Source organism: Arthrobacter agilis (genome assembly GCF_006494655.1).
Taxonomy (GTDB): domain Bacteria; phylum Actinomycetota; class Actinomycetes; order Actinomycetales; family Micrococcaceae; genus Arthrobacter_D; species Arthrobacter_D agilis.
Map to the genome: position 1 here is coordinate 170,118 of NZ_VHIM01000003.1, position 18,636 is coordinate 188,753.

Annotated in this window: 16 protein-coding genes; 8 read left to right on the forward strand and 8 right to left on the reverse strand. The window is 64.1% G+C overall.

The window, feature by feature from the left end:
- The 8 genes from FJV46_RS05635 to dnaA form a co-directional block, all read right to left on the reverse strand.
- On the reverse strand, positions 1-537 hold the full coding sequence (locus FJV46_RS05635) for a DUF3566 domain-containing protein (protein WP_087029091.1): 537 nt from the start codon (positions 535-537) through the stop codon (positions 1-3).
- Positions 534-3,203, reverse strand: coding sequence for a DNA gyrase subunit A (gyrA, locus tag FJV46_RS05640; RefSeq protein ID WP_087029089.1), 2,670 nt, complete (start codon positions 3,201-3,203; stop codon positions 534-536). The genes FJV46_RS05635 and gyrA overlap by 4 nt, the downstream gene beginning before the upstream one ends.
- A 142-nt stretch (positions 3,204-3,345) precedes the next feature.
- The gene (gene gyrB / locus FJV46_RS05645; protein WP_087029396.1) at positions 3,346-5,373 is read right to left on the reverse strand and encodes a DNA topoisomerase (ATP-hydrolyzing) subunit B; all 2,028 of its coding nucleotides are present in this window, start codon (positions 5,371-5,373) and stop codon (positions 3,346-3,348) included.
- 240 nt (positions 5,374-5,613) lie between these two features.
- Entirely contained in the window at positions 5,614-6,168 is a 555-nt protein-coding gene (locus tag FJV46_RS05650; protein WP_087029087.1) for a DciA family protein, read from the reverse strand.
- A gap of 61 nt (positions 6,169-6,229) precedes the next feature.
- Positions 6,230-7,516 (reverse strand): DNA replication/repair protein RecF, encoded by a 1,287-nt coding sequence (recF, locus tag FJV46_RS05655; protein WP_087029085.1) that lies wholly within the window; start codon positions 7,514-7,516, stop codon positions 6,230-6,232.
- A 10-nt stretch (positions 7,517-7,526) separates the two neighbouring features.
- Positions 7,527-8,444 carry a phosphogluconate dehydrogenase (NAD(+)-dependent, decarboxylating) gene (gnd, locus tag FJV46_RS05660; RefSeq protein WP_256940815.1) on the reverse strand — a complete coding sequence of 306 codons (918 nt, stop codon included), beginning with the start codon at positions 8,442-8,444 and terminating at the stop codon, positions 7,527-7,529.
- Between the two features lie 44 nt (positions 8,445-8,488).
- Positions 8,489-9,613 carry a DNA polymerase III subunit beta gene (gene dnaN, locus FJV46_RS05665; RefSeq protein WP_087029082.1) on the reverse strand — a complete coding sequence of 375 codons (1,125 nt, stop codon included), beginning with the start codon at positions 9,611-9,613 and terminating at the stop codon, positions 8,489-8,491.
- A 468-nt stretch (positions 9,614-10,081) separates the two neighbouring features.
- On the reverse strand, positions 10,082-11,497 hold the full coding sequence (dnaA, locus tag FJV46_RS05670; RefSeq protein WP_087029080.1) for a chromosomal replication initiator protein DnaA: 1,416 nt from the start codon (positions 11,495-11,497) through the stop codon (positions 10,082-10,084).
- A gap of 460 nt (positions 11,498-11,957) precedes the next feature.
- On the opposite strand from dnaA, the gene rpmH reads away from it, so the two are divergent.
- The 8 genes from rpmH (at position 11,958) to FJV46_RS05710 (ending at position 17,788) form a co-directional block, all read left to right on the forward strand.
- Positions 11,958-12,095, forward strand: coding sequence for a 50S ribosomal protein L34 (gene rpmH, locus FJV46_RS05675; protein ID WP_022892375.1), 138 nt, complete (start codon positions 11,958-11,960; stop codon positions 12,093-12,095).
- 90 nt (positions 12,096-12,185) lie between these two features.
- Positions 12,186-12,557 (forward strand): ribonuclease P protein component, encoded by a 372-nt coding sequence (gene rnpA / locus FJV46_RS05680; RefSeq protein WP_306298283.1) that lies wholly within the window; start codon positions 12,186-12,188, stop codon positions 12,555-12,557.
- Complete coding sequence (yidD, locus tag FJV46_RS05685) at positions 12,554-12,916, forward strand: membrane protein insertion efficiency factor YidD (protein ID WP_370684678.1); 363 nt, start codon at positions 12,554-12,556, stop codon at positions 12,914-12,916. Before rnpA ends, yidD begins: the two co-directional genes overlap by 4 nt.
- A 2-nt stretch (positions 12,917-12,918) precedes the next feature.
- Positions 12,919-13,881: a membrane protein insertase YidC gene (yidC, locus tag FJV46_RS05690; protein WP_087029074.1), complete on the forward strand. Its 963-nt coding sequence runs from the start codon at positions 12,919-12,921 to the stop codon at positions 13,879-13,881.
- Entirely contained in the window at positions 13,878-14,444 is a 567-nt protein-coding gene (locus FJV46_RS05695; RefSeq protein WP_087029072.1) for a Jag family protein, read from the forward strand. The genes yidC and FJV46_RS05695 overlap by 4 nt, the downstream gene beginning before the upstream one ends.
- The gene (gene rsmG / locus FJV46_RS05700; protein WP_087029070.1) at positions 14,437-15,117 is read left to right on the forward strand and encodes a 16S rRNA (guanine(527)-N(7))-methyltransferase RsmG; all 681 of its coding nucleotides are present in this window, start codon (positions 14,437-14,439) and stop codon (positions 15,115-15,117) included. Before FJV46_RS05695 ends, rsmG begins: the two co-directional genes overlap by 8 nt.
- Positions 15,118-15,383: 266 nt before the next feature.
- The gene (locus FJV46_RS05705; RefSeq protein WP_232008722.1) at positions 15,384-16,307 is read left to right on the forward strand and encodes a ParA family protein; all 924 of its coding nucleotides are present in this window, start codon (positions 15,384-15,386) and stop codon (positions 16,305-16,307) included.
- A gap of 71 nt (positions 16,308-16,378) precedes the next feature.
- The gene (locus FJV46_RS05710) at positions 16,379-17,788 is read left to right on the forward strand and encodes a ParB/RepB/Spo0J family partition protein (protein ID WP_087029065.1); all 1,410 of its coding nucleotides are present in this window, start codon (positions 16,379-16,381) and stop codon (positions 17,786-17,788) included.
- Positions 17,789-18,636: the final 848 nt, after the last annotated feature.

The following is an 18,636-nucleotide window of genomic DNA, read 5'->3' on the forward strand; positions in this document are numbered from 1 at the left end:
CTAGTCGTCGGTCAACGTCACTCCGATACCACCGACCAGCGAGGAGGAGATGTTGTACAGGACGGCCGAGAGCATCGCCAGCGCCGTCAGGAGCACGACGTTCACCACAGCGAGGATGGTCGCGAACGACAGCACCTGGGGAAGGGAGGCGAACTGGCGGAGGTCGAACCCGCCATTCTCCGACCCGGCGATCTCGCGGAGCAGTTCGTTGACGCCGTCGAAGATACCCGTCAGGTCCAGCACCGTCCAGATCACGAAGGACGCGACCACTGTCACGATCCCGAGAGCCACCGACAGAAGGAAGGACATCTTGAGGACGGACCAGGGATCGACCTTGCTGACGAGGAGCCGGGCCTTGCGGGCCTTCGCCTTCGGTGCGGGCTTCACGAGCCCCGGCCGCTGGGCGGGGCGCTGCCCCTGACTGCCCGACGACGCCGGACGCTGGGCCGGACGAGCCGGAGCGTTCACACGGGGCGACGATCCGGGGGTCCTCACATTTCCGCCCGTCGATCGCGGGTTGCTGTTGGCCGAGCTCACTCGCTACCTCCGTGTTCGGGTGACTCAGCGTCAGGCTCAGCCGTTTCCTCTGTCGACAACCGTACTTCATCGGCTGTGAACTCCGCAGGTTCCTCCTGCGGTGTGATCGTATCGATGACGTCGACGTCGGGGCTCACTTCCGAGGGGTCGTCGATCAGGCCTTCCTCGACGGCCACACTCCGCTCGCTGTTGCGAGCCACAGCGATGATGCGGTCCGACTTGTCGGGCTTCGCGAAGATGACACCCATGGTGTCGCGGCCCTTGGCGGGCACACCGGCGACGGCGGAACGAACCACCTTCCCACCACCCATGACCACCAGGACCTCGTCCTCCTCCTGCACGACGAGCGCCCCGACCAGGTCACCGCGTTCCTCTGCGAGCTTGGCCACCTTGATGCCGAGGCCCCCTCGGCCCTGGACCCGGTAGTCCTCGACGCTGGTGCGCTTGGCGAAGCCGCCTTCGGTGACGATGAACACGAAGGAGTCGTCGGTGACCACCTTGGCCGCCAGCAGCTCGTCGTCCATGCGGAACTTCATCCCGGTGACACCGGACGTCGCACGGCCCATGGGCCGCAGGGCGTCGTCGTCCGCGGTGAAGCGCAGCGACTGTCCCTTGCGGGACACCAGCATGATGTCGTCGTCGCCGGAGACCAGCTGTGCGGACACCAGTTCGTCGTTGTCGCGCAGGTTGATGGCGATCACACCGGCCGTGCGGTTGGTGTCGTAGTCCTCGAGGCGGGTCTTCTTGACGAGGCCGCGCTTGGTGGCGAGGACCAGGTAGGGCGACTGCTGGTAGTCGCGAAGGTCCAGTACCTGCGCAATGGTTTCGTCGGGCTGGAACGCCAGGAGATTCGCGACGTGCTGGCCCTTGGCATCCCGCGCGGCCTCGACCAGTTCGTAGGCTTTCGCCCGGTAGACCCGTCCGAGGTTGGTGAAGAACAGCAGCCAGTGGTGCGTGGTGGTGACGAAGAAGTGTTCGACGACGTCGTCCCCGCGGAGCTGGGCACCCTTGATGCCTTTCCCTCCGCGCGCCTGCTGCCGGTAGTTGTCGCTGCGCGTGCGCTTGACGTATCCGCCGCGGGTGATGGTGACGACCATCTCCTCCTCGGGGATCAGATCCTCCATGCTCATGTCGCCGTCGTAGCCCATGAGGATCTCGGTGCGCCGGTCGTCGCCGAATTTCGCGACGATGTCCGAGAGTTCGGTGCTCACGATCCCGCGCTGGACGTCCTCGGAGGCGAGGATCCGGTTGAACTCGGTGATCATGGATTCGAGCTCTGCGTGGCGGTCCTGGATCTTCTGGCGTTCCAGGGCGGCGAGCCGGCGGAGCTGCATGTTCAGGATGGCCGTCGCCTGGAGTTCGTCGATCGAGAGCAGGCCCATGAGCCCGTCGCGCGCCTCCTCCGTGGTGGACGATGCCCGGATCAGAGCGATGACCTCATCCAGTGCGTCGAGCGCCTTGAGGAGGCCGCGGAGGATGTGCGCCTCTTCCTCGGCCTTGCGCAGCCTGTAGCGTGTGCGCCGCACGATGACCTCGAGCTGGTGGGTCACCCAGTGACGGATGAAGGCATCCAGGCTGAGCGTGCGGGGGACGTCGTCGACGATCGCCAGCATGTTCGCGCTGAAGTTGTCCTGCAGTTGCGTGTGCTTGTAGAGGTTGTTGAGGACCACCTTCGCGACGGCGTCCCGCTTGAGGACGATCACCAGTCGCTGACCCGTACGGCCCGACGTCTCGTCGCGCAGGTCGGCGATCCCGCTGACCTTGCCGTCCTTGACCAGTTCGGCGATCTTGATCGCGAGGTTGTCCGGGTTGGCCTGGTAGGGCAACTCGGTGACGACGAGGCACGTGCGGTTCTGGATCTCCTCCACGTTGACCACGGCTCGCATCGTGATGGAGCCGCGCCCGGTCCGATACGCGTCCTCGATGCCCTTGTGTCCCAGGATCTGGGCACCGGTCGGGAAGTCGGGCCCCTTGATCCGCGCGATCAGCGCCTCGAGCAGTTCCTCCTTCGAGGCCTCGGGGTTCTCCAGGTACCACTGCACCCCGTCCGCCACCTCGCGGAGGTTGTGCGGCGGAATGTTGGTGGCCATGCCTACGGCGATTCCGGAGGAACCGTTGACGAGGAGGTTCGGGAAACGCGACGGGAGGATCGTCGGTTCCTGGTTCTTGCCGTCGTAGTTGTCCTGGAAGTCGACGGTCTCCTCGTCGATGTCCCGCACCATCTCCATGGCCAGCGGGGCCATCTTGGTCTCGGTGTATCGGGGAGCGGCAGCCCCGTCATTGCCCGGCGACCCGAAGTTGCCCTGGCCGAGAGCCAGGGGGTATCGCATGGTCCAGTCCTGGATGAGCCGGACGAGGGCGTCGTAGATCGCGGAGTCGCCATGGGGATGGTACTGCCCCATGACCTCGCCGACCACGCGCGCACACTTGTTGAACGAACGGTCCGGGCGGTAGCCGCCGTCGAACATGGCGTACAGGACGCGCCGGTGCACGGGCTTGAGCCCGTCCCGGACGTCGGGCAGGGCGCGTCCGACGATGACGGCCATCGCGTAGTCCAGGTAGGAGCGCTGCATCTCCGTCTGGAGGTCTACCTGCTTGACGCGGTCCGTCAGGACCTCACCCTCGATGGGCTCGTCGGATCCGTTGCCGGTGGTGTCATCACTCATGAATCAGTTCCGTTCGTGAAAGGTTCTCGACCACAAAGTTGACGCGGTCGCCGGCCGGTACCCGCCATCTTGTGTAGGCGCTTCAATATCTGCGAGGAACGAGCAGATTTCGTTGCGCCGGCAAGATGCCGGGTATCGGCACTCAGATATCGAGGAAACGCACGTCCTTGGCGTTCTGCTGGATGAAGTTGCGGCGGGACTCGACGTCCTCGCCCATCAGCACCGAGAACACCTGGTCGGCGGCGGCGGCGTCGTCCATGGTGACCTGCAGCAGGGTGCGGTGGTCGGGATCCATCGTGGTGTCCCACAGTTCCGTGTAGTCCATCTCGCCGAGGCCCTTGTACCGCTGGATCCCGTTCTCCTTCGGCAGTCGCTGGTTCCGGGCAAGGCCCATCTTGATGACTTCGTCGCGCTCACGATCGCTGAACACGTAGTCGTGCTTCGCGTTGGACCACTTGATGCGGTACAGCGGCGGCTGCGCGAGGTACACGAAACCGTTCTCGATGAGCGGCCGCATGTAGCGGAACAGCAGGGTCAGGAGCAGCGTGGTGATGTGCTGACCGTCGACGTCGGCGTCGGCCATCAGGACGATCTTGTGGTACCGAGCCTTGGCGACGTCGAAGTCCTCGCCGATCCCGGCACCGAAGGCGGTGATCATCGCCTGGACTTCGCTGTTGCCGAGGGCGCGATCGAGCCGCGCACGCTCCACGTTGAGGATCTTGCCGCGCAGCGGGAGGATCGCCTGTGTCTCGGGATTGCGGCCGCGGACCGCTGAACCACCCGCGGAGTCGCCCTCCACGATGTAGATCTCGGAGCGCGAGGGGTCCTTGGACTGGCAGTCCTTGAGCTTCCCGGGCATGCCCCCGGATTCGAGGAGCCCCTTGCGGCGGGTCGACTCGCGCGCCTTGCGTGCTGCCATCCGGGCCTGTGACGCCTGGATCGACTTGCGGATGACGTCGCGTGCCGGGCCGGGGTTGCGCTCCAGCCAGTCTCCGAGCTGGTCGGTCACCACGCGCTGGACGAAGCCCTTGACCTCGGAGTTCCCGAGTTTCGTCTTGGTCTGCCCTTCGAACTGTGGCTCGGAGAGCTTGACCGAGATGACGGCGGTCAACCCTTCGCGGATGTCGTCACCCGTGAGGTTGTCGTCCTTCTCCTTGATGATGTTCTTCTCGCGCGCGTACCGGTTGATGAGGGTGGTCATCGCTGCGCGGAAGCCTTCCTCGTGCGTCCCACCCTCGTGCGTGTTGATCGTGTTCGCGTAGGTGTGGACGCTCTCCGAATAGGCCGAGGTCCACTGCAGTGCTATCTCCACGGACATCGTGCGGTCCGGAGTCTCCGTCTCGAACGCGATCACGTCGGGGTGGACAACCTCCACGCGCTTCGACGAGTTCAGGTGGTGGACGTAGTCGAGGAGGCCGTTCTCGTACAGGTACTGGACCTCGCGGTGCTTCGGCGTCGAGTCCTCGCCGGTCTCCGCAGTGACCTCGTCCTCCACCTCGTCGACGTGTTCGTCGGTGAGGGTGATCCGCAGTCCCTTGTTGAGGAAGGCCATCTGCTGGAATCGCGCACGGAGCGTTTCGAAGTCGAACTCGGTGGTCTCGAAGATCGAATCGTCCGGGTAGAACGTCTGGGTGGTCCCCGTCTCCGTGGTCTCCTCACCCTTCCGCAGCTCTCCCACGGGCTTGCCGCCGTCCGCGAAGGTCTGGCGCCAGACATGGCCCTGACGGCGTACTTCGGTCTCCACGCGCTGGGACAGGGCATTCACCACGGAGATACCGACACCGTGGAGTCCACCCGAGACCGCATATCCACCACCGCCGAACTTGCCACCCGCGTGGAGGATGGTCATGACGACCTCCACGGTCGGGCGGCCCTCGGTGGGGTGCATGTCGACCGGGATGCCACGACCGTTGTCGACGACCTTCACACCGCCGTCGGCCTGCAGCGTGATCTCGATGTGGTCGCAGTATCCGGCCAGAGCCTCGTCCACCGAGTTGTCGACGACCTCGTACACGAGGTGGTGGAGGCCGCGGGGTCCGGTGGAACCGATGTACATGCCGGGGCGCTTCCGGACAGCTTCGAGGCCCTCGAGCACGGTGATCTCGCTCGCCCCGTAGGCATGCTCCGTCGCTGCCTCGAGGATCGGGGACTCCCCCTCGCCGATCACCACATCACTTGCGTTCAACTCGTTCTCGTGTGCCACAGGCGTAGACGGCTCCTCAACTGGGTGGACCAATTCGATCTCGTCCTATTCTACCCTGTGGAGCGCTACAATCACGCACGAACAGGCCCTCATTGGCCAATAAAGAGGGCCCAGAGCCGATAGCGGGACCTTCCGTGAGGACCGATACAGGCGGTGGACCCCCAATTGCCCTACAGGCCGCGTAGCCGTCACGCCGAATGCGAGATCTCAGCCGTAGGTGTCGCGCGGACCGCGCCCCTTCACCGTGCGCCCGCCCTTCCGCCAGCTCGGAGCGGCCGGCCCGACGACGGATAGCCGCGTGACGACCCCCGGCCCCAACTCAGCCTCGAACCGCTGCAGGACCTGCGGCGTGACGAGACGCAGCTGGGTGGCCCAGGCCGTGGAATCGCACCTCACGAGGACCGTGTCGGAGTCGAAGCTCTCCGGGACACAGTGTGCGGCTATCTCCGCGCCGACGATCTCACCCCAGCGTGCGAGCACCGATCCCACGGCCACCGGGGACTTCCAGCCCCGGTCCGCCAGCATGCGCGAGAAGACATTGCCCACGCCTTCCGGATCACGCCCGCCGTACACCGGCTCGGGAGAAGAGCGCCGACGGGTGGACTTGGCTGCCTTCCGCGTCGCGGTCTCCCGCGGCGTTCCCCGTGCCTGGGATGCATGGCGCAGACGGTTGAGCAGTGCCTGGGGAGCATCCTGTGCCGGATAGCCTCCCTGGTCGTCGACGCCGTCCGTGATGGAATCATCCGCTCGCACCCCCTCCATAGCCGCATCGGAATGCTTCGAAGCGGACCGGCCACCGGTGGACCCCTCTCGGGGGCCGTCCTCATCCGGAGCCATCACTGCCGATCCGAGCCGAAGCGTCGTACGGCAGGATGGCGTCGTCCTGCGCGCCGGCCCGGCTGCGCGGGTCGCCCGCCGCGATTCCACCGGGAACCACCCTGATCTGCCGGCCGAGAAGCGCACCCGGGATATCGTCGCCCACCGCGGCCGTCACCAGGACCTGCTCCGCAGGAGCTACGATCTCGGCCAGGCGGGTCCTGCGATGGACATCGAGCTCGGCAAACACGTCGTCGAGGATCAGGACCGGATCCCCACCCGGGACCTGGTCCTCCTGCAGCATCAGGTAGTAGGAGGCAAGACGCAGGGCCAGGGCCATGGACCAGGTCTCGCCGTGCGAGGCATATCCCTTGGCCGGCATATTCCCCAGTAGCAATATCAGCTCGTCGCGATGTGGACCGACCAGCGAGATCCCCCGTTCCAGCTCTTTCTTCCTCGACTGCATGAGCGTCGCCACGAAGAGTTCGGTCAGCTCTGACAGGCTACGTCCCCGGAGCTGATCCGATCCGCGCGAGAGGGCCGCGCCGTCGTCCTCTGCAGGGTCCTGGGGAGCGTCCGACGGCGATCCCGAGGGGACGCTGGACCCGTAGGTGAGGTCCGCCGCCTTCGACCCGTCGGTCAACTCGTTGTACGCCCGCTGGACGTGGGGACGCAGCTGCTCCACGAGGTCGAGCCGCGCCGAGAGCAGTCGGGCCCCCGTCTCGGCGAGATGCTGATCCCACACTTCCAGCGTCGACTCGTGGGCCGTCGAGAAGCGGCCGGCTGCGCGGGCGGACTTGAGGAGCGCGTTGCGCTGTTTGAGCACACGTTCGTAGTCCGTCCGCAGTGCGGACTGGTGCGGAACCAGGGCCACCATGACGTCATCGAGATAACGACGCCGGACGGAGGGATCTCCTTTGACGAGCGAGAGATCCTCGGGAGCGAAGATCACGGTTCTCAGAATCCCGGCAGCATCCCGTGCCCTGACCGGGTTGGACCGATTGATGCGAGCCCGATTGGCCGCCTCCGCGTTGATCTCCACCTCGACGCTGGTGTGCTGTTCACCCCGTACGAACCTGCCCCTGATGATCGCCCGTTCCTCACCGAAGGCGATCAACGGCTTGTCACTGCTGACCCGGTGCGACGAGAGCGTCGCGAGATAGCCGATGGCCTCGACGATGTTCGTCTTGCCTACCCCGTTCGGCCCTACGAAGACGGTGATCCCGGGCTCGATGACCGTCTCCAGCTGCGGGTAGCTCCGGAACCCGGTGAGCGAGAGGTGCTCAACGTACACCGGGTCCCACTCACTCGGCCTTCGATGCGGCCGGCTTCACTGCGTGCCCGCCGAACTGGTTGCGGAGCGCGGCGACCATCTTCATCGACGGCGAGTCCTCCTGCCGGGACGAGAAGCGCGCGAACAGGGCGGCCGTGATGGCAGGAGCCGGTACCGAACTGGCGATGGCCTCCTCCACGGTCCAGCGACCCTCACCGGAGTCCTCTGCGTAGCCCGCGATACTCGACAGCCCGGGATCCTCCTCCAGCGCCTTCACCAGCAGGTCGAGCAACCAGGAGCGGACGACGGTGCCTTCCTGCCATGCGGCGAAAGTGCCGTGCACATCCTTCACGATGTCCTTGGCCTGGAGGAGTTCGTACCCCTCCGCATAGGACTGCATGAGCCCGTACTCGATGCCGTTGTGCACCATCTTCGCGTAGTGACCGGCCCCGACGTCGCCCACATGGACGAAACTCTCGGCGCGGTCACCCTCGGGCCTGAGGGCGTCGAAGATCGGTAGGGCGAGCTCGATGTCAGCGGCGTCACCACCTGCCATGAGGCCGTAGCCGTTCTCCAGTCCCCAGACGCCGCCGGAGACACCGCAGTCGACGAACCTGATGCCCTTCTGGGCCAGGAGCGCCGCGTGGACCTGGTCGTCCGTGAATTTCGAGTTGCCGCCGTCGATCACCATGTCGCCCTCGGACAACGACTCCGAGAGGTCCTTCACAACGCCATCGGTGATCTGCCCGGCAGGCACCATGACCCAGATGATCCGTGGCGTGGGCAGGGCGGCGACGAGGTCGGCGAGGCTGGTCACATCGGTGAGTTCGGGGTTCCGGTCGAAACCGGTCACCTCGACACCCTTGGCGCGAAGCCGCGCCCTCATGTTGAATCCCATTTTTCCGAGTCCGATGAGGCCGATGTGCATGATCTTGTCCTTCCTGACGATGTACCGGCGCCGATGACGTCTGCCGGCGGGTCTGCTGCGCCGGGTTACTGGTTGGGCAACCGGACCGGCATCAGCAGATACCTGTAGTCTTCCCTGTCCTCACCCGCGACGTCATCCTGTGCCGACATGACGGCCGGCTTGGGAGGAGATGTGAACGAGAAACGGACATAGGTGCTACTGAAGGCGCCGAGGCCCTCGCTCAGGTAGTGCGGGTTGAACGCGACGGTGATGTCGTCGCCCTCGAGCGTTGCCTCGATGGATTCGGAGGCCTGGGCATCCTCGCCGGTACCGGCGTCGAGGGTCACCTGACCTTCCGAGAAGGCCAGCCGAACAGGGGTGTTCCGTTCGGCTACGAGGGACACGCGCCGCACTGCCTCGACCAGGCTGCTCGTCTGGACGGTTGCATGGATGGGGGTGTTCTCCGGGAACAGCGAACGGATCTTCGGGTAGTCGCCGTCGACCAGCAGCGACGTGGTCCTGCGACCACCGGATTCGAAACCGATCAGTTCGGAGTCTGCCGAGAAGGCGATGTTGAGGTCGCCGGCTCCGCCGAGGGTCTTGGCCACCTCACTGAGCGTCTTCGCCTTCACCAGGGCGCTCGTCGAGATGCCGGGTGTCGTGGGTTTCCACGTGACCTCGCGCAGCGCGAGGCGGTACCGGTCGGTGGCGAGCAGGGTGATGAGATCGTCCTCGATCTCCATCCGTACCCCGGTGAGGATGGGGAGGGTGTCATCGCGACTCGCGGCGATGATCACCTGGGAGACAGCCTGTGCGAAGGCGTCACCGTCGACGACCCCGCTGATATCGGGCAGTTTCGGGAGTTCGGGGTATTCGCCCTCGGGCATCGTGGCGAGGTTGAAGCGGCTGTTCCGACACGTCAACGTGACCTTCGAGCCGTCGGTCGCGACCTCCACGGGTGCAGAGGGGAGGCTCCGACAGATGTCTGCCAGAAGACGCCCCGAGACCAGAATGGTCCCCTCCTCGAGAACATCCGCCGGAATCTCGAGCCGGGCGGAGATCTCGTAGTCGAAGCTCGCGAGGCTCAGGGTGCCTGCTTCGGCCTTGATCAGGAGGCCGGCCAGGATCGGCACGGGCGGACGCGGGGACAGCGATCGAGCGGTCCAGGAGACAGCCTCCGCCAGAACATCCCGCTCAACTCTGAATTTCACGGAGCAGTGCCGCCTTTCAAAAAAACAGCCACTGGCGGTCAGCCAGCGGTCGATGGGTCCAAGGACGTCCTCGGAGGGGCCCGGGCACGGGGAACTACAAACCTACTGGGTGACAGCTTAGCCGGATAGGTGCACCGCGGAGCGGTGGTTCAGGGGCGGGGGGGTAGGGAGTTCGGAACGTGGAATGTTATTTGAAGAACTTTTGAAGTTTAAGGTTCGTAGTGTTAATAACTGCTGTGGATTCTGTGGATAACTGCCGCCGGCCGTACGTTCATGCGGATCCTCCCTGTGGACAAGGTGTGGGTCCGGACGACGGTCCGCAGGACGTGCCTGTGCGTGGAATCCTTGTCATTTCGCGGATCCACAGGTGGATGGGGGTTTGTCCTCAGGCTGACCCTCCTGAATGACCAGGTTATCCACAGCACTGTCCACACCTGTTAATTACAGGGGTGGAAGTCGAGTGTGGTGTCAGCCCTCTCGCTGCTTGTGCTTGATCCGGTTCGTGAGTTCGGTGACCTGGTTGAAGATCGCCCGACGTTCCGCCATCAGCTCGCGGATCTTGCGGTCCGCATGGATCACCGTCGTATGGTCCCTGCCGCCCAGCTCTGCTCCGATCTTGGGGAGGGACATGTCTGTCAGCTCCCTGCACAGATACATGGCGATCTGTCTGGCCGTCACCAGGGTCCTCGTGCGCGACTTGCTGCAGAGTTCCTCCAGGCTGATCTGGAAGTAGTCGGCCGTCTGCGCCATGATCACCGTCGACGTGATCTCCTGTGCTCCGTCGTCGGAGATGAGGTCCTTCAGCACGACTTCCGCGAGATTCACGTCCACGGGTTGGCGGTTCAGGCTCGCGAAGGCCGTGACCCGGATGAGGGCGCCTTCGAGTTCACGGATGTTGGTTGCGATCTTGGAAGCGATGTATTCGAGGACGTCGTCCGGGGCACTCAGGCTGTCGCTGATGGCCTTCTTGCGGAGGATGGCGATGCGTGTCTCGAGTTCGGGGGGCTGGATATCCGTCAGGAGGCCCCACTCGAAGCGCGACCGCATGCGTTCCTCGAAGCCGATCAGCTGTTTCGGTGGCAGGTCCGAGGTGATGACGACCTGCTTGTTGTGGTTGTGCAGGGCGTTGAAGGTATGGAAGAACTCCTCCATGGTCCTGTCCTTGCCCGAGAGAAACTGGATGTCGTCGATGAGGAGGATGTCGACGTTGCGGTACGTCTGCTTGAAGCTCGAGCCCTCGTCGTCACGAATGGAGTTGATGAAGTCGTTGGTGAACTCCTCCGAGTTCACGTACCTCACGCGGATCCCCGTGTAGAGGTGGCGCGCGTAGTGACCGATGGCATGCAGCAGATGTGTCTTGCCCAGACCAGAGTCGCCGTAGATGAACAGCGGGTTGTAGGCCTTCGCCGGCGCTTCGGCGACCGCGACGGCTGCAGCGTGGGCGAAGCGGTTCGAGGATCCGATCACGAAGGTATCGAAGATGTACTTCGGGTTCAGCCGGCCGAACTCGTGCGAATTGCTGGGCGGCGTCGGTGACGGCTTCGCCTCCCCGCGCGGCTCTGGCGACGGTTCCTCCGCGGGCTCCTGGTCGGGCACGTCCTCCTCGACAGGTGTCAGGTCGGGGTCGATGACGAAAGCACACTGGATGTCTTCCCGGAAGACGTCCCGGAGTGCTTCGTCCAGGGCACCCTTCAACTGGGCCTGGAGAACCTCCCGCGTCAATTCGTTCGGGACGGCGATGAGCATGGTGGTGCCGATCAGACCCTGAGCCTGCGCCAGCACCATGAAGCCCCGCTGACGTGGAGTGACCCGATCGTCCTGTTCGAGGGTGCGGATGACCTTACGCCAGGAACTCCCGACGTCGTTGACTTCATCTGTACCCACGAAAACCCCTCATCAGCTGCACAACCCTCGAAAAGGTCCGCCATCCACAGGGTTGTACACAAGTCGTGGATAAACGGACCATGGCAAGACTAAGGGAAGAAAAGTGCAGAAGATAGCGGGCTGGAGCGGCCCCACGGGGCCCGTCCCGCGGTCCCGCCGGTGCTGTTCGTGGTCCGTGTAGTGTGTTCGGTGAGTCGGTTGTCCACAGGGTGTGGGGGAAAGAACCCCACAGCCCGAACGAGGGCGGGTTTGACGCCCCTCAGCCGCGTCCCCTAACGTGATGTAGTCCAACATGTCTGCATTTCGCATGCCATCACAGATGTTTCCGGGTACGAAGTGGCCTCGGGATGTGACAGCTACCCACGCGAATGTCGGATGTACACCTTCATCGCGTCAGTCTGTTCTTCCCCCTTGTTGCAATGGGCCGGACGCATCTCAAGATCGTTCTGGAGTAACTACAGTGAGCAAGCGGACTTTTCAGCCGAATAACCGCCGTCGTGCCAAGAAGCACGGTTTCCGTCTTCGCATGCGCACGCGCGCAGGCCGCGCCATCCTGTCGGCGCGCCGCGGCAAGGGCCGTACCGAACTCTCGGCCTAGGCGGTTCCTCCCCCGCCATGCGACCTCGTATGATCGCGCCGGCGCAGGAAGTCACCACCCAGTGATGGGCAGGGGATCTCCGTGCTGCCGATGATCCATCGAGTGCGGACGGCAGCGGACTTTGCACGTACCGTACGTTCCGGTGCCCGGTCAGGGCGCCGGAACGTCGTGCTATACGGGGCGAAGCACCCGGCTTCGGCTCCCTCGCGCGTCGGTTTCATCGTCGGGAAGAACGTCGGGAACGCCGTCACACGCAACCTCGTTAAACGAAGGCTGCGCCAGGTGGCGGCCGGGTGGGTAGCGGCGAATCCATGCGGGTACGACGTCGTCGTCCGGGCTCTCCCTCCGGCTGGTGAGGCCGACTGGCCGACGCTACGGAAGGATCTGCTGGCCTGCCTCGGAACGGTGGAGCGCAAACTGGGGCGCTCCGATCAGGCGGAGCAGGAAGGCGGAGTATCGTGAGGAACGTCGCGTCGACGGGATCGGCTTTCGTGATCGGCTTCCCCCGCCTGGCCGCGATCGGCGTCCTGATCGCGTACCGGAAGGTCATCTCTCCGTTGTACGGCCAGGTGTGCCGGTTCTACCCGAGCTGCTCGGCCTATGCCCTCGAGGCGGTCACCGTCCATGGATTCCTGAGGGGAACCTGGCTCGCCTCGCGACGGGTGGTTCGGTGTCATCCCTGGAACGACGGCGGTGTGGACCACGTGCCCGCCGGGTCCAGGACCTTCCCGGAAGGGAAGATCCCTTCGATTGTTGTGTTGAACCACCCGGTCATCCCGGCCGATGACGAAAGCCGCCCCGCGGCTCGAGGAGCAAACTGATTATGGGTTTTTTTGAGACGATCCTGGCGCCGTTCAGGTGGCTCGTGTCGTGGATCATGTTCATGTTCCACGAGGGCTTCTCGTTCCTCGGAATGGACCCGGCCTCAGGATGGACCTGGGTTCTGTCGATCGTCGGCCTCGTCGTCGTCATTCGTGCCGCACTGATCCCGGTCTTCGTCAAGCAGATCAAGGCCCAGCGCGGAATGCAGGCGTTGCAGCCGGATCTGCGCAAGCTCCAGCAGAAGTACAAGGGCAAGACGGACCAGCTCTCGCGCCAGGCGATGACGCAGGAACAGATGGCGCTGTACAAGAAGCACGGCACCAATCCCTTCGCCGCGTGCCTGCCGATCATCATCCAGATGCCCTTCTTCTTCGCCCTGTTCACCGTGCTCAACGGCATCTCCCGTGCGAGCGAGGAGGGTGAGACGATCGGGGCGTTGTCCTCCGAATCGGTGCGGCAGTTCGACAACGCCACGATCTTCGGTGCGCCGCTCTCCTCCACCTTCCTCGGCAGTTTCGGCGGTGGCGGCAACATCAGCGTCATCATCCTGTCCGTGATCATGATCATCGCCATGACGGCTTCGCAGTTCATCACGCAGAAACAGATCATGGCGAAGAACATGTCCGAGGAGGCGATGCAGAGCCCCTTCATGCGTCAGCAGAAGATCATGCTCTACATCCTCCCTCTGGTGTTCGGTATCGGTGGCATCAACTTCCCCATCGGCGTCCTGGTCTACTGGACCACGACGAACATCTGGACCATGGCCCAGCAGTTCTACGTGATCCGCAAGATGCCCACACCGGGGTCGCCCGCCGCCAAGGCGCTGGCTGAGCGGCGCGCCAGGAAGGGTCTTCCCATGATCCCCCTGCTCGGGGAGCGGAAGACCGAACCGGTTGTCGAGGCTGCCCCCGAAGCCCGGGTGCAGCGTGTCCAGCCCCAGCGCAAGAAGAGGAAGAAGCGATGAGCGTGGAGAACGAAGAGCTGACCCCTGATTCCGACGAGACGACATCCGAGACTGCAGAACCGGCGGAATCCCCCGTCGGGTCCAAGTCCGCACGTCTCGACGAAGAGGGCGACGTGGCCGCCGACTACCTCGAAGAACTCCTCGACATCGCGGATATCGACGGCGATATCGACATCGAGGTCCGAAGCGGGCGGACCTACATCTCCATCGTGTCGGAGGACTCGTCCGGCGCGGATCTTGGCGTTCTCGTTGGGTCCGACGGCGAGGTGCTCGAGGCACTCCAGGAGCTCACGCGCTTGAGCGTGCTGACCGCCACCGATGCGCGTTCGCGTCTCGTCCTGGACGTGGACGGATACCGCGACCGCAGGGGCCGCGAGTTGTCCGCCATCGCCAAGGACGCCGTCGAGAAAGTACGGGAGACGGCCGAGGACGTCGCCCTGGCTCCGATGTCCGCCTACGAGCGGAAGATCGTGCACGACGTCGTCGCCGACCTCGGCTTCGTGAGCGAGTCCGAGGGTGAGGGCCAGTCACGACACATCGTCGTGTCTCCGAGCGATGACTGACGCGGATCCACAGGACCCCTCCACGGGTGGGGCGCCGGAAGCCACGGCCGAGGAACAGGTCGCGGCGAAGGCCGTGTTCGGTGACCGGCTTGATATCGCACGAGGGTTCGTCGAGTATCTGGCGACCTCGGGAATCGAGCGCGGTCTACTCGGTCCACGGGAGGTGCCGCGGCTCTGGAGCAGGCACGTCCTCAACTGTGCCGTCATCGCCGACCTCATGTCGCAGGATTCCACCGTCGTGGATGTGGGCAGTGGCGCCGGTCTCCCCGGCCTGGCGATAGCGATAGCACGGCCCGATCTTCAGCTCCATCTGGTCGAACCGCTCGAGCGTCGCGTCATCTGGCTCAGCGAGGTGGTCGAGGCGCTGGCTCTCGGTAATGTGACCGTCCACCGGGCACGTGCCGAGCAGGTCATCGGCACCCTGAGCGGTGACTACGTCACCGCTCGCGCGGTGTCCGCGCTGACAACCCTCGCCGGCTGGACCCTTCCACTCGCCGTCCCCGGTGGGGAGGTGCTCGCCATCAAGGGGCGAAGCGCCGGTGAGGAGATCGAGAAGGCCAGGAAGGTCATCCGTAAACTCGGCGGAGGTACGCCCGAGGTCGTCACTGCCGGGCAGGGTGTGCTTCAGGAGCCGACCACCGTTGTCCGCATCCCCGTACGCTCCCCTGCCTGAGCCCGCAGCAGGCCGGGTGGACCGCGCCAGATCAGGAGTGCCGGGTATATCCGGCTACCCTTAGAAGTAATGACGTCTGGCATGTGAGAGTGAGCTACCGAGTGACCATCAAGGACACCCCCGGCACCAAGATCGAGGCCCTGTCAGTATCCGGCGGCCGCTCCGGCGAGGGTCGGCGTGAGATTCCGTCGACCTTGCTCACTGACCCTGCCACCATTGCTCCGGTCGCAGGTCAGGCCCGGTCGGCGAGCGGTTCCGCGGGTGCCGTGACGCCGAAGAAGAGCGGGAAGGGAGGAAACGTCATGGAGACCATGGACGAGTCCTCCCCGCTCGGACGTGAGTTGGCGCGCGAGGTCAAAAGGCGCGAGAGGCTCTCGGGTAAAGCGCTTCCGAAGCCCTCCAGCACGCGGATCATGACGATCAGCAACCAGAAGGGTGGGGTGGGGAAGACGACGACGACGGTCAACATCGCCGCCGCCCTCGCAACAGCCGGGCTCCAGGTGCTCGTCATCGACATCGATCCGCAGGGCAATGCATCCACGGCCCTGAACATCGATCACCACGCAGACGTCGATTCGATCTACGACGTCCTGATCGATGACGTACCGCTCGGTGACGTCGTCGCGCCCTGCCCCGATGTGCCGAATCTCATTTGTGCGCCGGCGACGATCCATCTGGCCGGGGCGGAGATTGAACTGGTGTCACTGGTGGCCAGGGAGCAGCGCCTGCGACGCGCCATCGAGGTCTACGCCCGGGAGCGGGAGGCCAAAGGTGAACCGAGGCTGGATTTCGTCTTCATCGATTGCCCTCCGAGCCTCGGACTGCTCACCGTCAACGCATTCGTGGCCGCGAAGGAAGTCCTGATCCCGATCCAGTGTGAGTACTACGCTCTGGAGGGTCTCAGCCAGTTGCTCAAGAACATCGAAATGATCCAGAAGCACCTGAATGCGGATCTCACCGTGTCGACGATCCTCCTGACGATGTACGACGGCAGGACCAATCTTGCGGCGCAGGTCGCTGCTGAGGTCCGTGAGCACTTTCCCGAACAGGTGCTGAAGGCCGTGGTCCCACGGTCCGTGCGGATCTCGGAGGCTCCGAGCTACCAGCAGACGGTGATGACGTACGACCCGTCGTCTAGCGGTGCCCTTTCCTATCAGGAAGCAGCGGCCGAGATAGCGTCGCGATCGTAGGAGCCCGTGCGTGAGAGCGGGGAACGACCAAGGACTGGCCTTTGGGCCAGTGAATCTTCGGAAGGAATGACATGGTGGAAAAGCGGCGCGGTCTCGGCCGAGGACTCGGGGCGCTGATCCCGAGCGCACCGGCACCGGAGGAAACGGAGCCGACGCCGATGGCTGGACCGGCGGCTGAGACAAGGAACAGCGATTCGGAGGAGCGCCCTCAGGGTGGAGGGCGTCCGGTCGATCTGTTCTTCGAGCGTGTCACGGAGAGTGGTCTCAGCGCAGCGCCCCGTTCCTATTCGTCCGCGCTGCGGAGTGGGATCAATCGAAACGTGCTCGAAGCGCAAACGAAAAGAGTTGCGAAGAGTTCTCCTCGCAAGCCGGGTAAGACTGCCGGGCGACCTTCGTCCGAGCCGGCCCTTGGCACGACCGACAGCAGTGAACCGTTGGCCGGACAGGTTGATGGCTCGCGAGCACTTTCCGATAGCCCGACGGAGGGGCGTGCTGTCGGTACGGAGGCTCCCGAGCGCCCGACGGAGAAGGCGGTTCCTGGTAAGCCGGACAGTCAGAGTAAGCCAGTGAGCCAGGCTGTTTCACGTGAAACACCCCTGTCAGCGGCGTCAGGCACAGCTCCTGGTGAGTTCGGTGCAGGGGACGGTGCGAACGGACTCGTAGAGGTGCCTGGTGCTTCCTTCGCCGAGGTACTCCTCGATGACATCCACCCAAACCGGAAACAGCCCCGAGTCGAGTTCAACGAGGACGAACTTGCCGAGCTGGTTCATTCGATCCGCGAGATCGGTGTGCTCCAACCGATCGTGGTTCGGCCGTCACAGGAGCAGGGCGGGGCGACGTACGAGCTCGTCATGGGTGAGCGCCGTTGGAGGGCTTCCCGCGAGGCCGGACTGGCGAGCGTACCCGCGATCATCCGGACAACCCTCGATGACGACCTCCTGCGCGACGCGCTGCTCGAGAACCTGCACCGAAGTGCGCTGAATCCCCTGGAGGAAGCAGCTGCTTACCAGCAGCTGCTGGACGACTTCGGCTGCTCGCACGATGAGTTGGCCGGCCGGCTCGGTCGGTCGCGCCCCCAGATTTCCAACACCCTACGGCTCATGAAGCTGCCGCCACTGGTGCAGCGTCGTGTCGCCGCCGGTGTGCTGTCCGCGGGGCATGCGCGGGCACTGCTGGGACTCGCAGAACCCGCAGAGATGGAGAAGCTGGCGCAACGGATCGTCAGCGAGGGTCTCTCGGTGCGTTCCACCGAGGAGATCGTGGCCCTGAGCGGTGGATTGAGACGGGCCAGCAGATCATCAACAGTGCGCGAAGGAGCGAGGCACGAGCGGCTCGACTACCTGGCCACTTCGTTGTCCGACCGGCTCGACACCAATGTTAAAATCACCCTCGGAGCAAAGAAGGGCCGCGTCAGTATCGAATTCGCGAGTGTCGACGACCTCAACCGGATCGTGGCAGCTCTCTCACCCGGGGCAGATTAACTCCTTAAAGAGTGGCTTAACCTGGGTTCATAAGGCCTCCCCGTGCTGTTCCACGTGAAACAGCACGGGAGGTCTTTTTCATTCGGACGCCGCTCCAGGATCAGAGCGAGATTCGTTCCAGGCGACGCAGCGTGTTCGGTGCGGATGACTGGTGCAGTACCCGGACTTCGGAAGCCTCGCTCTTGATGGCGGAGGATGGCTCTCGAATTCTCGTCCGGTGTAGTGCACCGGGTGGCCGGCGCCCGCACGCTGGTTCTCGGACGCGGCGGTGGCGCAGCGTGGCCCGCCGATTCACCATCTACTGCTCCACTCCCTGAGAGCGATGAAGGAAAGGTCGCCTCACGGACTCACGGACTCACGGATTCACGGATTCACGGACACGGTCTCGGAAATTCAGTAATTCAGCGACGGTTTGATGTTGTTCGTTGTGTAGATGCGCGTACTAAGAAGATGACAAGAGAAATCCTCACCAGCCACGAAGTTCCGTGCCACAAACGGCCCGGGCAACATGACGTCGGCCAGCACTCTCGAGCGCGTCGTAGCCCTAGGTCTTGTACCTGATACAAGCGGCTCGTGCGATCGCCGCTGGTGTGGATGTTTCACGTGAAACGGCCCCACATGACGGCGATTGATGAGGTGAAACAGCTGGCAACCTCGGTTGGATTGGACTAACCAGATGCGGCACATCAGTTCATGAGCTGGCCCAATTCCACAACCGGGTGTCGTCGGTCACGACGACTATTGCCCAGTTGCCTCCACCCGGCCGTGCTGCGCGCAGAAGAGCAGCTTCAAACGAACCGACAGAGGTTCAGACTTCCGAGATCTTCATCCTTTTCGGTGCCGTTTGG

Excerpts from the sequence above, each read along its gene's own strand:
- yidC (WP_087029074.1), top strand. The coding sequence starts at position 12,919 with ATGGGTTTTTTTGAGACGATCCTGGCGCCGTTCAGGTGGCTCGTGTCG.
- gyrA (WP_087029089.1), bottom strand. The coding sequence starts at position 3,203 with ATGAGTGATGACACCACCGGCAACGGATCCGACGAGCCCATCGAGGGT.
- rnpA (WP_306298283.1), top strand. The coding sequence starts at position 12,186 with ATGATCCATCGAGTGCGGACGGCAGCGGACTTTGCACGTACCGTACGT.
- rsmG (WP_087029070.1), top strand. The coding sequence starts at position 14,437 with ATGACTGACGCGGATCCACAGGACCCCTCCACGGGTGGGGCGCCGGAA.
- FJV46_RS05650 (WP_087029087.1), bottom strand. The coding sequence starts at position 6,168 with ATGGAGGGGGTGCGAGCGGATGATTCCATCACGGACGGCGTCGACGAC.
- FJV46_RS05695 (WP_087029072.1), top strand. The coding sequence starts at position 13,878 with ATGAGCGTGGAGAACGAAGAGCTGACCCCTGATTCCGACGAGACGACA.
- FJV46_RS05710 (WP_087029065.1), top strand. The coding sequence starts at position 16,379 with ATGGTGGAAAAGCGGCGCGGTCTCGGCCGAGGACTCGGGGCGCTGATC.